10 protein-coding genes are annotated in these 14,031 nt (G+C 71.4%); 4 read left to right on the top strand and 6 right to left on the bottom strand.

The window, feature by feature from the left end; all coding sequences use genetic code 11:
* Positions 1 to 38 precede the first annotated feature (38 nt).
* On the bottom strand, positions 39 to 1,532 hold the full coding sequence (locus B0I32_RS07400) for a DUF885 family protein (RefSeq protein ID WP_106236189.1): 1,494 nt from the start codon (positions 1,530 to 1,532) through the stop codon (positions 39 to 41).
* 108 nt (positions 1,533 to 1,640) lie between these two features.
* Here B0I32_RS07400 and B0I32_RS07395 point away from each other — a divergent pair, with 108 nt between their 5' ends.
* Positions 1,641 to 2,384 carry an N-acetyltransferase gene (locus B0I32_RS07395; protein ID WP_106236187.1) on the top strand — a complete coding sequence of 248 codons (744 nt, stop codon included), beginning with the start codon at positions 1,641 to 1,643 and terminating at the stop codon, positions 2,382 to 2,384.
* Positions 2,385 to 2,402: 18 nt separating this feature from the next.
* Here the strand turns inward: B0I32_RS07395 and B0I32_RS07390 are convergent, their stop codons facing one another.
* Genes B0I32_RS07390 through B0I32_RS07380 form a run of 3 tightly spaced genes read right to left on the bottom strand, consistent with a single transcriptional unit; the run spans position 2,403 to position 5,274 of the window.
* Positions 2,403 to 3,143, bottom strand: coding sequence for an MBL fold metallo-hydrolase (locus B0I32_RS07390; RefSeq protein WP_106236185.1), 741 nt, complete (start codon positions 3,141 to 3,143; stop codon positions 2,403 to 2,405).
* Positions 3,140 to 3,736 (bottom strand): TetR/AcrR family transcriptional regulator, encoded by a 597-nt coding sequence (locus B0I32_RS07385; protein WP_106236183.1) that lies wholly within the window; start codon positions 3,734 to 3,736, stop codon positions 3,140 to 3,142. The genes B0I32_RS07390 and B0I32_RS07385 overlap by 4 nt, the downstream gene beginning before the upstream one ends.
* Positions 3,737 to 3,768: 32 nt before the next feature.
* On the bottom strand, positions 3,769 to 5,274 hold the full coding sequence (locus B0I32_RS07380; protein WP_106236181.1) for a succinic semialdehyde dehydrogenase: 1,506 nt from the start codon (positions 5,272 to 5,274) through the stop codon (positions 3,769 to 3,771).
* Between the two features lie 124 nt (positions 5,275 to 5,398).
* On the opposite strand from B0I32_RS07380, the gene B0I32_RS07375 reads away from it, so the two are divergent.
* The 3 genes from B0I32_RS07375 to B0I32_RS07365 all read left to right on the top strand — a co-directional run bounded on the left by B0I32_RS07375 (position 5,399) and on the right by B0I32_RS07365 (position 11,231).
* Positions 5,399 to 7,639, top strand: coding sequence for a serine/threonine protein kinase (locus tag B0I32_RS07375; RefSeq protein WP_181307132.1), 2,241 nt, complete (start codon positions 5,399 to 5,401; stop codon positions 7,637 to 7,639).
* A 31-nt stretch (positions 7,640 to 7,670) separates the two neighbouring features.
* The gene (locus tag B0I32_RS07370; protein ID WP_245955659.1) at positions 7,671 to 9,824 is read left to right on the top strand and encodes a beta-propeller domain-containing protein; all 2,154 of its coding nucleotides are present in this window, start codon (positions 7,671 to 7,673) and stop codon (positions 9,822 to 9,824) included.
* 156 nt (positions 9,825 to 9,980) lie between these two features.
* Positions 9,981 to 11,231 (top strand): S8 family serine peptidase, encoded by a 1,251-nt coding sequence (locus B0I32_RS07365; RefSeq protein ID WP_106236178.1) that lies wholly within the window; start codon positions 9,981 to 9,983, stop codon positions 11,229 to 11,231.
* A 118-nt stretch (positions 11,232 to 11,349) separates the two neighbouring features.
* Here the strand turns inward: B0I32_RS07365 and B0I32_RS07360 are convergent, their stop codons facing one another.
* Positions 11,350 to 13,086 (bottom strand): glycerol-3-phosphate dehydrogenase/oxidase, encoded by a 1,737-nt coding sequence (locus B0I32_RS07360; protein ID WP_106236176.1) that lies wholly within the window; start codon positions 13,084 to 13,086, stop codon positions 11,350 to 11,352.
* Between the two features lie 117 nt (positions 13,087 to 13,203).
* Positions 13,204 to 13,974, bottom strand: coding sequence for a DeoR/GlpR family DNA-binding transcription regulator (locus B0I32_RS07355; protein ID WP_106237012.1), 771 nt, complete (start codon positions 13,972 to 13,974; stop codon positions 13,204 to 13,206).
* Positions 13,975 to 14,031: the final 57 nt, after the last annotated feature.

Here is a 14,031-nt window from a genome sequence, read left to right as displayed (position 1 = left end):
TGACCGGACGGCGCTGCCCCCGATCAGTGCGAGTGACGCTACAGGATGGCGTCGATCAGGCCCAGGGGCGGCGAGCCGAGATCGAACAGCGCCTTGTGGAAGCGCTGCAGGCCGAACCCGGCGCCCCACTCCGCCTTCGCCCGCTCCCGCAGGTCCATGATCAGCAGCTTGCCCCAGGTGTAGCGCCCGTACGTCGGGTCGAACGAGGCCCGCCTGGCCTCGGACAGCGCCGCGGGACCCGCGAGGTGCGTGTCGGACTCGAACCGCCTGGCGCCGTCCTCGACCGTCATCTGACCGGTGTGCACGCCGATCGCGCAGGCCAGCCGGGTGACCCGGATGAGCGCCTCCACCCACACGCCGATCTCGAAGCGCGGGTCGTCCGGCGCGAACCCCTCCTCGACGCACAGCTCCTCGGCGTAGTGCGCCCAGCCCTCGACGAACGCCATCGACTGCAGCAGCCGGCGCACCTCGGACGGCGCCCGCCGCAGCGCTCTGGCGTGCGAGAAGTGCCCGGGGGCGACCTCGTGCACGTTGATCGCCGGCAGCGTGGTGCTGCTGAAGACCTCCAGCCACTCGGCCTGGTCCTGCTCGGGCCAGGACGGCTCGGGCGGCGTGATGTAGTACCAGGACGGGCCCTCGGGCTCGCCGGGCGAGTTCCACGCCATCATGGCCATCGCCCAGCGGCGCGACTCGGGCGCCAGCCCGACCAGGCATTCGCCGTCGTGGTAGGGCACGAGGTCCTTCTCGCGGGTGAACGCGATGGCCTGCTCCGTGCCGATCCGCGCGGCCTCGATCACGCCGTCGGCGTCGGGGTGGTCCTTGACCAGCTCGCGTACGACGTCGAGCGGCGCCCTGCCGCCCTTCCCCAGCTTGGCGCAGGACTCGGTGAGCAGCGCGGTCAGCCGGTCCCGCTCCGCGTCGGCGCGCTCGGCCAGCTTGCCGAGGTCGACCGGCAGCCCTTCTCCGGTGCCCATCAGCCTGGCCAGCCCCTGGCCGCCGAGCGCCGCGTCGGGGTCGCCCTCGGTGGTGGCCCGCTCGATGTGGGCGACGAGCCGGGCGTGCGCCTTGAGCGCGGCCTCGTCGTCGATGCCCGCCGCCAGCCCTCTCGCCGCCCCGATCAGGGACTTGGCGACGGGGGCGGGGATCTGGTCGAGGGAGGCGACCGCCTGGTCCACGGCCTCGGGCCAGAGTGCGAGATGGGCCGCCTTGGCCGCGGCGCGGTCCGCGGCCGAGCCGTAGTCGCGGTCGTAGCCGGCCAGGTCGAGGTTGGACAGGTGGATCAGCGGGTTCTTGCGGTGCAGCTCCAGCTCGGCGAACTGGGTGCGCAGGCTCTCCTCGAACACGCTCAGGTGCCGGGCGTCGTGCTCGTCCTGCGGCGCGGGCCCCTCGCCGAGCCGCGCCAGCCCGGTGCGCACGCCCTCGGGCGACAGGTCCTGGATCTGGCCGTCGTACTCGTGCCTGCCGCCGCCCTCGCGCGCCTCGGCCACGATCAGGTCGGCGACGGCACGCAGCCTGGCGTCAAGTTCTGTCATGCCGCCGACGCTAGCGCACGCCGCCTTCACCCTTAAGTACTGATATTTCGCGTTTTAGCGCGAATAAAGGGCGTGCGCGGCCTCCTCCATGGTGTCAGGATCTTGACCATGGCCCTGCGGATCACGACGCTCGGAGAACGCCCGCAGTTCGCGTCGTCGTTGTGGGACATGGACCACACGTGGCACGAGTTCGTGCTGAACGATCCGTTCGCGGACCTGTTCTACGGCTTCGTCACGACGGTCTACCAGGACTACGTGCTGGTGGCCGACGACTCCGCCGAGCCCGGCCGGCTGGTGGCGCGGGCCTGCATGATGCCGTACGTGGCCGGCGCGGACGCGCTGCCCGACGACGGCTGGGACGGCGTGATCCGCTCCGGCTGGCGGGCCCGCGAGCGCGGCCTGCGCCCCGACGCCGTCTCCGCCCTGGAGATCACCGTACGCCGCGACCTGCTGGGCCACGGCCTGTCCGCGCTCATGGTGGCCGCGATGCGTGAGCACGCCGCCCGCCTGGGCCACCACGAGCTGGTCGCCCCGGTACGCCCCAACCGCAAGCACCTCGAACCGCACACCCCCATGGCCGAGTACGCCTTCAGGACCCGCCCCGACGGCCTGCCCCACGACCCCTGGCTGCGCGTGCACGTGCGGGCCGGTGGGCGGATCGTCAAGGTGGCGCCCAGGTCGATGGTCGTGCCGGGCACGCTGGCGGAGTGGCGCGGCTGGACGGGCCTGCCGTTCGACCGTCCTGGGCCGGTCGAGGTGCCGGGCGCGCTCACCCCCGTCCACTGCGACCCGGACCACGACCACGCCGTCTACGTGGAGCCGAACGTCTGGGTCACCCACCCCTTGGGCTGACCTCTGCCTGAGACGGCCTCACACCTCCGTACGCTCGCCGGGCGCGAGCAGCCGCAGCCCGTCCCCGAACGACGCGAACGCCTTCATCACGCTCTCCCTGCCCTGCGTGAAGTGCGCCCAGTGCTCGAAGTGCAGCGGCACGACGTGGCGGGCACCCAGGATGCGCGCGGCGGCCACCCCGTCCTCGCTGGTCAGCGTCAGGTAGCCGTCCACGAGCGGCGTCCTGGCCCCGCCCATGAACAGCAGCGCCACGTCCACCTGACCGACGCGCTCCGCCACCGCCCGTACGACGTCGAGCGAGGCGTTGTCGCCGCTCACGTACACGGTCGGCAGCCCTTCGCCGGACAGCACGAACCCGGTCACCTCCCCCACCAGGTGCTCGGTCCCGTCGGGCCCGTGCTGCGCCGGCACGCCGGTCACCCGTACGGGGCCGACGTCCACGGACGTCCAGTTGGGCAGGGCCCGTACCGGCTCGCCGACGCGGGCGGCGGCCGAGCCGGTCGACAGGACCAGCGGCACGGTGGACAGGTAGGCCCGCCCGGCCCGGTCAAGGTTGTCCGGATGCTGGTCGTGCGAGAGCAGCACCGCGTCCACCGGCCCCGCCTCGTCCGCCTCGAACGCGGGGCCCTGGGTCTTCGTGAGCGCGCGATCGCCGATCGGGTGCTCGCCCGGCCCGTCGAACGTGGGGTCGGTCAGCAGCCGCACCCCGCCGAGCTCCAGCACGGCCGTGGGGCCTCCGGCGTAACGAATCTCCATCATGCCTCCGTCTTCGATCTCAGTCCGTTGACGACCCGCCACGTGGACCGGTGGCAGAGCGCGCGGAAGTCGGCCTCGTCCATGCCGATGCGGCCGCTCAGATACTGCTGCACCAGCCCCTGAGTCGCCGAGGTGACCGTCATCGCGACCTCCAGCGGGTCGTCCGCGCGCAGGAAGCCCGTCCGCATGCCCTCTTCCACCAGCGCCGTGACGACGCTGAACGGCGGCCCCTGCCCGTCGCGGAAGTCCTCGGGGAAGCGCCGCACCCCCTCCCAGGCGTCCAGGATCAGGAACCGGTACAGGTGCGGGTCGCCGAGCGCGAAGTCGAGGAAGCCGTCGAGCGCGGCCGACATCCGCTCCTCCAGCCCGCCGCAGGGCGGCGCGTGCCGGAGCCACCGTTCGGCCAGGGCGCGGGCGCCGCGGTCGGCGACGGCGCGCAGCAGCGCCTCCCTGCTGGGGTAGTGCCGGTAGATGGCCATGGCGGTGACGCCCACGGCCTGCCCGACGCGCCGCATGCTGACCGCGTCGGCCCCTTCGTCGCGCAGGATGCGCTCGGCCACGGCGACGATCCGCGCGGCCGTCCCCTGTTCGTTCACGTTTACAGCGTAGACAGCCGCTCCGGCGGGACTCACTTCAGCCTGAGCCTGCGCATCGCCTTGAGCGCGCCCGCCAGCGTGCCGGCCCACCGCTCGTACGTGATCCCGCCCGGCGGCTCGAACCCCAGCCAGCCCGCCTGGGAGGCCACGGCCTGGACCTCGGTGTAACGCAGCAGCCCTTCCGCGCCGTGCCTGCGCCCGAGCCCCGACGCCTTCATCCCGCCCATGGGGACGTCGTAGGAGGCGTAGGCGGAGGCGTACCCCTCGTTGATGTTGACCGTGCCGGCCTTGATCCGGGCGGCCAGGCGGCGGGCGCGCGGCAGGTCGGAGCTCCAGATGGACGCGTTCAGCCCGTACGCGGTGTCGTTGGCCAGCTCGACCGCCTGGTCGTCGGTGCCGAACGGGTAGAGCGCCACCACGGGGCCGAACGTCTCGCCGCGGCACAGCTCCATGCCGTCGTGCACGCCGGTGAGCACGGTCGGCTCGTAGAACAGCGGGCCGAGGTCGGGCCTGGCCCGGCCGCCGGTCAGCACCTTCGCGCCCTTGGCCACGGCGTCGTCCACGTGCGCGGTGACCGTGTCGAGCTGGCGGCGCGAGGTGAGCGAGCCCATCTGCACCGACCAGTCGTGGCCGGCGCCCAGCTTGAGCGCCCCGGCCTGGGCGGCGAAGCGTTCGGCGAACGCGTCGAAGACGGATTCGTGCACGTAGAGGCGTTCGATCGACAGGCAGAGCTGGCCGGCGTTGGTGAAGCAGGCGCGCAGGGCGCCCTGGACGGCCACGTCGAGGGCGGCGTCGTCCAGCACCACCATCGGGTTCTTGCCGCCGAGCTCCAGCGAGCAGCCGATGAGCCGCTTGGCCGCCTCCTCGGCGATCTTCCTGCCGCCCCGGGTGGAGCCGGTGAAGCCCACGTAGTCGGCGTGGTCGAGCAGCGCGTCGCCGATCTCGGCCGGCTCGCCGAGCACGACCTGCCAGACCTCGCGCGGCAGGCCCAGCTCGGCCAGCAGGTCGATCGTCCACAGCGTGGACAGGGCGGTCTGGGTGTCCGGCTTGTGCACGATCGCGTTGCCGGCCAGCAGCGCGGGCAGCGCGTCGGTGACGCCCAGCGCGAGCGGGTAGTTCCACGGGGTGATCAGCGCGACGACGCCCTTGGGCCGGCGCAGCTCCGTCACGCGGGTGGCCACCGGGAAGACGCCCTTGCGGGCGCGCGGGGCGAGCAGGCGCGGCGCGCGGCGGGCGTAGTAGAGGCTGCAGCCCGCGACGTCGAGCACCTCCTCGAAGGCGTGCTTGCGGGCCTTGCCGGTCTCGTTCTGGACGATGTCGAGGATCTCGTCCCTGCGGTCGAGGATCGCGTCGTGCAGGAGCAGAAACGGTTTCGCCCGTTCCGCGGCCGGTCTGCCGGCCCAGTCGAGCTGGGCGGCCCTGGCCCGTCCGTACGCCGCCCGTACGTCTTCGACATCCGAAATGGGCAGCTCAGCGAGGGTTTCGCCGCTAAAGGGGGCGATGATGGGCCTTGTCCTACCGCTGGACGTCACCTTCATGACAGAAGGATATTCGGCGGCCCTACCCACGGGTAGTTTTTGCGGAAGCCCGCGCGGGGGCCAGAATCCCTACATGGCATCCTTCGCTCCGCTCCGATCCGGAGATCCACAGCGGCTCGGGGGCATGGAGCTTCTCGGCCGGCTCGGCGAGGGCGGTCAAGGCGTCGTCTACCTCGCCAAAGATCATTCTGGCACCAACGTGGCGGTCAAGTGGCTGCGGCCCGACCTGTCCGGTGACCAGGTGAGCGTGGAGAGGTTCCTGCGCGAGGTCCAGGTGGCCCAGCAGGTGGCGCCGTTCTGCACCGCCGCCGTGCTGGGCACCGGGGTGGAGCAGGACCGGCCGTACATCGTCAGCGAGTTCATCGAGGGCCCCTCCTTACACCGGGTGGTGCAGGAGGAGGGGCCGCGCACCGGCTCCGTGCTGCACCGGCTGGCCATCGGCACGGCCACCGCCCTGGCGGCCATCCACCAGGCCGGCATCGTGCACCGCGACTTCAAACCGGCCAACGTGATCATCGGCACCGACGGGCCGCGGGTGATCGACTTCGGCATCGCGCGGGCGCTCAACGCCACCGCCACGATCAGCGGCACGGTCGTGGGCACGCCGGCGTACATGCCGCCCGAGCAGATCATGGGACACACCGTCGGGCCCGCCGCCGACATGTTCTCGTGGGGCAGCGCCATGGTCTTCGCCGCCTCAGGGCGGGCGCCGTTCGGCAGCGACACCATGCCCGCGGTGATCAACCGGGTGCTCAACCAGCAGCCCGACCTGGGCGCGCTGGAGGAGGGCACGCTGCGTGACGTCGTGGCCGCCTGCCTGGCCAAGGACCCGGCGCAGCGGCCCACGGCCGAGCAGGTCATCATGCGGCTGCTGCACCAGCCGGCGGCCAACAACGGCATGCTGGCGCAAGGTGCGGCGGAGGCCCACTTCCCGCCCTCAGGCGGCCCCCAGGGACCACCCTCGAACGGGCCGCACAGCCACCAGGGCCCGCCGTCCGGTGGCCCCCAAAGCCATCACGGCCCGCTGTCCAGCGGGCCGCAGGGGGCGCCGCACAGCCAGGGGGTGCCGTCCGGCGCCTCGTACGGCCATCAGGGACCGCCCTCAGGATCCCCGTACGGGCCTCCGTCCGGGCCCCCGTCCGGCCCCTCGTACGGTCCTCCCTCCAGCGTTCCCTACGGCCCTCCTTCACCGACGGTCTCCGGCCGCTACCCCCAGTCCGGCCACGTGCCGCCGTACGGCGGGCAGCAGGGCGGCTACCCGCAGCCGCCGCGCAAGAGCAAGGCCCCGCTGGTCGCCGGCATCACGGTGGCCGTCGCGCTGCTGCTGCTCGCCGGCGTGTTCGTGGTCATCCGGATGGACAAGGCCTCGCTGGCCGGTCCCACCCCGTCGCCCTCCCCATCCAGGACGAGGAGCACGACGCGGGCGCCGAGCCCCACGGCCACGCAGGTGGGAGTGCCGCGCACCGGCACGAAACGGACCCTGCCCGGCGGGTCGATCTCCCTGTACGAGAACCCGGGCGACGCCATCGTCCTGACCTCGTACGAGATCCAGAAGGGCGACGACTGGATCGACTACGCCAGAGGATCGTTGCGCGGGACGTTCAAGAAGTACGAGGAGAACTGGGAGTCGATGGTCTCCCCCGACGGCCACCTGCTGGCGTCCAGGGGCAGGAGCTACAGCTCCGACGACTACGACTTCGTCGTCATCACCGACCGGCGCAACAACCGGCGCACCACGGTCAAGACCGTCAAGGAACCGCTGATCAGCAGCATCAGGGGCTGGTCGAAGGACGGCTCCAGGATCCTGCTGAACATCGAGAAGAAGAACGGCGACGACTGGCTCTACCTGGGCTTCGTCGTCATCGAGGTGGCCGGCGAGACCGCCGACGTGGTCAACGTCTCCGACACCTCCATCCGCGAGACCGCCTTCGGCTTCGACGGCGACGACAAGGGCGCGGTCAACATCAGGGGCGACGAGAAGAACCTCGACCTGCGCTTCTTCGACACCTCGGGCAAGGCCACCCGCACCCTGAAGGGCATCGGCACGCTGTCCGCCGGCACGCAGGACATCTTCTCGCCCTCCGGCAAGGCGTTCGTCACCAACTGCCCCGGCGGCGGCGACGGCGACCACTGCGTCTGGGACACCGCCACCGGCGAACGGCTGCAGAAGTTCGTCTCCGACTGCGACAAGGTCCTCGGCTTCTACGACGAGGAGCACCTGTTCTGCTGGGAGCAGGACAACGCGACCGACGACGAGATCCAGGTCGTCGACTTCAACGGCAAGCTGATCCGCAAGATGCTCCAGGTCCCCGACAAGCTCAACTTCAGCCCCGCGTTCACCTTCAACCTGAACAAGGGCTCCTGAACCATCCCGGCCGCGCAGCCGTGATGAGGGCATGAAGACGATGATCCGCACGGCTGTGACCGCCGCGGCACTCGCGGCGGTCACGGCCGCCTGCACCTCCTCGACAGGAGGGACCAGGAACCCGCCGCCCGTGCGGGCGGACCTCGGCGCCGTCCGTCTGGTGGCCTACAGCAGCTGTGACGACCTGCTGGCCGGCCTGCGCGAGCAGGCCGTCAAGAACGTCAGCCCGTACGGGTTCGGCGGCGCCATGCCGATGGCACTCGCCAGGGACGCCAGGGCGAGCGTGCCCGAGGGGAAGTCGGCGCCCGAGCACTCCACCACGAACGTGCACGAAGCCGGCGTGGACGAGCCCGACCTGGTCAAGACCGACGGCAACCGGGTCATCACGGTCTCCGACGGCACTCTGCGGATCATCGACACGGCCACCAGGAAGATCACCGCGTCGCTCAAGCTGACCGAGCACGACGGCCCCGGCATCCCGTCCGACCTGCTGCTCTCCGGGGACCGCGCGCTGGTGCTCATGCGCGGCGGCGACATCATGTACAAGACCGCCAGGCCCATCGGGCCGCCCAGCGACACCCGCTACGTGGTCGTCGACCTGTCGGGCGAGCCCAAGGTGCTGAGCACGATCAAGCCGCAGGGCTCGTACGTGGACGCCAGGATGGTCGGCTCCACCGTGCGGCTCGTCACCCGCAGCCAGCCCGACGTCACCTTCCCCGAGCCCAAGGGCGAGGCCACCGAGGCCGAGCGCCTCAAGGCGAACCAGGCCGCGGTCCGGCAGGCGCCGGCCGAAGCGTGGCTGCCGAAGATCGAGATCACGGACGCGTCCGGCGCCGTCACCAAGAGCACCGTCCCGTGCGAGCGGGTCAGCCATCCGGCCGACTACACCGGCACCTCGATGCTGACCGTGCACACCATCGACCTGGCGGAGGGGGTCACGGCGGCGGGCACCGACCCGATCGTGCTGGCCGCCGACGGCGACATCGTCTACGGCACCGGGCAGAGCCTGTACGTGGCCAGCAACCCACGCTGGTGGTTCCCGGTACGCCCGATGCCGATCGACGAGCCCCCGCCCCCCGCCACGACCCCGCCCGCGACGGCCTCAGCCCCAGCGGACTCGGCCCCCGCGGACTCGACCCCGGCGGATTCCCCCGTCGCCCCGGCCGAGGAGCCCACCCCGACCGACCCCAGCGTCCCCGTCTCCCCGCCGACCGGTACGGCCACACCCGCGCCTGACGAGCCGAGCACCGCCACGCCCGCGCCCGACGTGCCCAGCGCCTCCGCGTCCGACGACCCCGCCACCCCTTCCTCCGCTGAGCCGAGCCCGTTGCCGACGCCCACGGCCCCGCCGGAAGAGACCGAGGTGCACCGGTTCGACATCACCGCCCCCGGCGCGCCCGTCTACGTGGCCTCGGGCAAGGTGCCGGGACGGCTGCTGAACCAGTACTCGCTCTCGGAGCACGACGGCCACCTCCGCATCGCCACCACCCGCGACCCGGGCGACGGCGAAGGCAGCTCCAGCGCCGTCTACGTGCTCAAGGCCGACACCATGGCCAAGGTCGGCGAGGTCGGCGGCCTGGGCAAGGGCGAGCGCATCTACTCGGTCAGGTTCATCGGCCCGATCGGCTACTGCGTCACGTTCCGCCAGGTCGACCCGCTCTACACGCTGGACCTGCGCGACCCGGCGGCGCCCAAGGTGACGGGTGAGCTGAAGATCACGGGCTACTCGGCGTACCTGCATCCCGGCGCCGAGGGCCGGCTCATCGGCATCGGCCAGGAGGCCAGCGAGAAGGGCAGGACGCTCGGCACGCAGGTCTCGCTGTTCGACGTCAGCGACCCGACCGGCCCGCGCCGCCTGTCGCGGCTGTTCCAGAAGGACTCGGGCTCGGGGGCCGAGTGGGACCCGCACGCGTTCCTGTACTGGCCGAAGACCGGCCTGTCGGTGATCCCGCTGACGCAGCGGGAGGAGTCGGGCGCGCTCGTGCTCAAGATCGAGGACTCCGGGGTACAGAAGCTCGGGCTGATCAAGCATCCGACGCAGCGCCAGGAGGGCGGTTACGCCTATCAGCCGGGCATCCAGCGCTCGCTGATCATCGGCGACTCGCTCTGGACGCTCTCGTACGAGGGCGTGCAGGTCAACGACCTGACCAGGCTCGCCGCACAATCCTGGATCCCACTCCGTTAAGCAACCAAAGGGTGCCGATTCGTAGCGAATCGGCACCTTTTTTATGGACATATCCCGACATCTGGTGAAAGCTTTACTAACAAAGTCATGTCGGACCGGGAGTCCGCGTCAGGGCGGGCCCGTGGTCCACGACCCCAGAAAGGGGCCCACGCTGCCATGCGAACACGCACCCCCCTGCTCGCATCGCTCGTCGGCGCGCTGGCGTTATTCGCCGCGCCGCTCCCGGTCTCTGCCGCCACCGCGGCTCCGGACGGCACGTACATCGTCCAGCTCAACCCCGCGATGCGCGCCCCGCACGGCGTCGCGTCCGACCAGGTGTCACAGGCCGGCGGCGAGCTCGTCGGCGTGTACGAGCACGCGTTCAAGGGCTACACCGCCCGCCTGAGCGCCGCGGCGGCCGAGAAGCTCAAGCAGAACCCGAACGTGCTCAGCGTGGAGCCCGACGCCGAGGTCAAGGCGTTCGTCCAGACCGTGCCCACCGGCGTACGCCGGATCTTCGGCCCGAGCAACCCCAACCTGGACATCGACGGCGTCGACGACGTCCGCATCGACGTGGACGTGGCCGTCGTGGACACCGGCGTGGACAACACCCACCCCGATCTGAACGTGGTCGCGCGGACCAACTGCCAGACCGGCGTCTGCGTCAACAACTCCGGCGTGGACGACAACGGCCACGGCTCCCACGTCGCGGGCACCGTCGGCGCCCTCGACAACACCATCGGCCCGGTGGGCGTCGCGCCCGGCGCCCGCATCCACGGCGTCAAGGTCCTCAACGCGGCCGGCTCCGGCACCCTGTCCGGCATCGCCGCGGGCCTCAACTGGGTGGTGGCGCGCGCGTCCACCATCGAGGTGATCAACCTGAGCCTGGGCTGCAGCGGCTGTTCGAGCAGCGCGATCAGCACGGCGATCACGAACGCGGTCAACGCCGGCATCGTCGTCGTGGTGGCCGCGGGCAACAGCCACGCCAACACCTCGGGCTTCTTCCCCGCCAACCACCCCGACGTGGTCACCGTCTCGGCGCTGACCGACAACGACGGCCTGGCCGGCGGAGCCGGAGGCAGCACGCTGTCGTGCCGCAGCGAGAGCGACCTGGACGACACGTCGGCGTTCTACTCGAACTTCGGCTCGACCGTCGAGATCACCGCGCCCGGCACCTGCATCTACTCGACCTACCGCAACGGCGGCTACGCCACGATCAGCGGCACCTCGATGGCCAGCCCGCACGTGGCGGGCGCGGCCGGGCTGCTCACCTCGGGCGCCAACAAGCCGACGAACCGGACGGGATCGCTGGCGGTGCGCAGCGCGCTGATCTCGACCGGCAACAGCAACTGGACCGACGACTCGGGCGACGGTGTCAAGGAGCCGCTGCTCGACGTGCACGACGCGACGCGCTACCCCCCGTCATGAGCTCATGAGCTCATGAGCAGGTCGTGAGCCGGCTCGGAGAACCATCCTGGAAAGGGCGGTCCGCGGACCCCGCAGCGCCGCGGGCCGCCCCTCTCCACGACCCCGCGACGCTTTCAGGTCACATCGGCTCCGGCGCGACGACCGGGACGATCTCCGGCGCGCCCAGCCGGATCGCGTCGGCCTCGTGATCGGAGTCCTGCTCCTGCGAGCGCCGCTCGGCCTCGACCCGCTTCGTGTAGTACTCGACCTCTCGCTTCACCTGCTCGCCGTCCCAGCCGAGCGGCCCGGCCAGCAGTTCGGCGGCCTCCTGCGCCACCGCCACCCCGCGGTGGAAGGTCTCGATGGAGATGCGCGTGCGCCGGGTCAGCACGTCGTTGAGGTGGCGGGCGCCCTCGTGGGTGGCGGCGTAGACGATCTCGGCCCGCAGGTAGTCGTCGGCCCCGGACAGCGGCCGGCCCAGTGAAGGATCGTCGTCGATCAGGCCCAGCAGCTCGTCGATCAGCGAGCCGTAGCGCTGGAGCAGATGCTCGATCCTGGCCACGTGGAGCCCGGAGTCGTGGGCGATGCGATGCCTGGAGTTCCACAGGGCCTGGTAGCCCTCGGCGCCCACGAGCGGGATGCGGTCGGTGCACGAGCGCGGCACCCGCTGGTCGAGGCCGTGCGCCACGGCGTCGACCGCGTCCTTGGCCATCACCCGGTAGGTCGTGTATTTGCCGCCGGCGATCATCACCAGCCCCGGCACGGGATGGGCCACCACGTGCTCTCTGGACAGCTTCGAGGTCTCGTCGGACTCGCCCGACAGCAGCGGCCGCAGCCCGGCGTAGACGCCCTCGACGTCGTCGCGCGAGAGCGGCACCGACAGCACGGCGTTGACGTGGTCGAGCAGGTAGTCGATGTCGGTGCGGGAGGCGGCGGGGTGGCTCTTGTCGAGCGTCCACTCCGTGTCGGTGGTGCCGACGATCCAGTGGCGGCCCCACGGGATCACGAAGAGCACGGACTTCTCCGTGCGCAGGATGATGCCGGTCAGCGAGTGGATGCGGTCGCGCGGCACGACGAGGTGGATGCCCTTGGAGGCGCGGACGTGGATCTGGCCGCGCCCGCCGACCAGCTCCTGGATGTCGTCGGTCCACACCCCGGTGGCGTTGACGACCTGCCGGGCCCGCACCTCGAACTCCTCGCCGCACTCGAGGTCGCGCACGCGCACGCCGGTGACCCGCTCGCCCTCGCGCAGGAACCCCACGACCTGCGCCCTGGGCACGACGTGCGCGCCGTAGGTGACCGCCGTGCGCAGCGTGGTCATCACGAAGCGGGCGTCGTCGACCTGGGCGTCCCAGTATTGGATGGCGCCGGTGAAGGCGGACTTCTTCAGCGCGGGAGACAGCCGCAGCGCCCGCGACCTGGACAGGTGGCGGTGGCCGGGCACGCCTCTGGTCACCCCGGTCGCGAAGCCGAGCGTGTCGTAGAGGGCCACGCCCGCGCCCACGTAGGGACGCTCCCAGGCGTAGTGGGTCAGCGGGAACAGGAACGGCACCGGCCTGACCAGGTGCGGCGCGATGCGTTGCAGCAGCAGCGCCCGCTCCTGCAGCGCCTCGCGGACCAGCTCGAAGTTGAGCTGCTCCAGGTAGCGCAGGCCGCCGTGGATGAGCTTGGACGAGCGCGAGGAGGTGCCGGAGGCGAAGTCGCGGGCCTCCACCAGGCCCACGTCGAGGCCGCGCGTGGCCGCGTCGAGCGCGATGCCCGCGCCCACGACGCCGCCGCCGACCACGACCACGTCGAGCTCCTGGGCCGTCATGCGCTCCAACGCCCCGGCCCGCTCGGCGGGCCCGAGCCGGGCCGCGCTTCTTCCCGACGTCATAACTCCCCCTGACACGGCATCGTCGCCTTGCGTCCCAGTACCTACCCGCCCGAAGCCGGACCAGTAACGCGGGGACCGATCAGCCCCTGGCGTAACGGAACGCGACGAACAGGACGCTCACGTCCTGATCACCTTCACCCCGGCGTCCGCCAGTTCGTTCGCCAGCGCATCGGACAGCTGGGCGTCGGTGACGAGCGTGTCGATCCCGCCGATCGGGCAGATCCGCGAGAAGGCCCGCTTGCCCACCTTGGACGAGTCGGCCACCACCACGACCTGGGCGGCCCGGCTGATCAGCAGGTTGTTGACGCTGGCCTCGCCCTCGTGGTGGGCCGAGGCGCCCAGCGAGACGTCCAGCGCGTCCACGCCCAGGAAGGCCACGTCCAGCGTCACCTGCTCCAGCACGCCGCCGGCCAGCGGCCCGATGAGCTCGTAGGACTGCTGCCTGGCCACCCCGCCGGTGACCACGATCTTGACGTGCTGCCGGACGGTGAGCTCCGCGGCGATGTTGAGCGCGTTCGTCACGATCGTGAAGCCGCTCTCCAGCGTGGAGCGCGTGGCGAGGACGCGGGCCAGCTCGGAGGTGGTCGTGCCGCCGTTGAGCCCGATCACCGCCCCCGGCGTCACCAGTTCGGCCGCCGCGGCCGCGATGCGGTGCTTCTCGCCGGCGTGCCTGGCCGTCTTGTACCGCAGCGGCAGGTCGTAACTCACGCTCTGCGCCACCGCGCCGCCGCGCGTGCGCATGAGCATCTGCTGCTGGGCGAGCTGGTCGAAGTCCCGCCTGATCGTCGCCGTGGAGACGTCGAGCGCCTGAGCGGCCTCCTCCACCGACAGCCTTCCCTCCTGCGCCAGCAGTTCGAGGATGGCGTTCCAGCGGTCGTAGCGGGACACGTGGGCCTCCCTGAGGGACGAGGACAGGAGCAAGCGTGGCACAGGCTGGGACGCCAG

Origin of the sequence: Nonomuraea fuscirosea (genome assembly GCF_003001935.1) — a bacterium.
GTDB classification, from domain to species: domain Bacteria; phylum Actinomycetota; class Actinomycetes; order Streptosporangiales; family Streptosporangiaceae; genus Nonomuraea; species Nonomuraea fuscirosea.
Note: the sequence above shows the minus strand (reverse complement) of the source record. Positions and strands in the feature narration are given on the sequence as shown.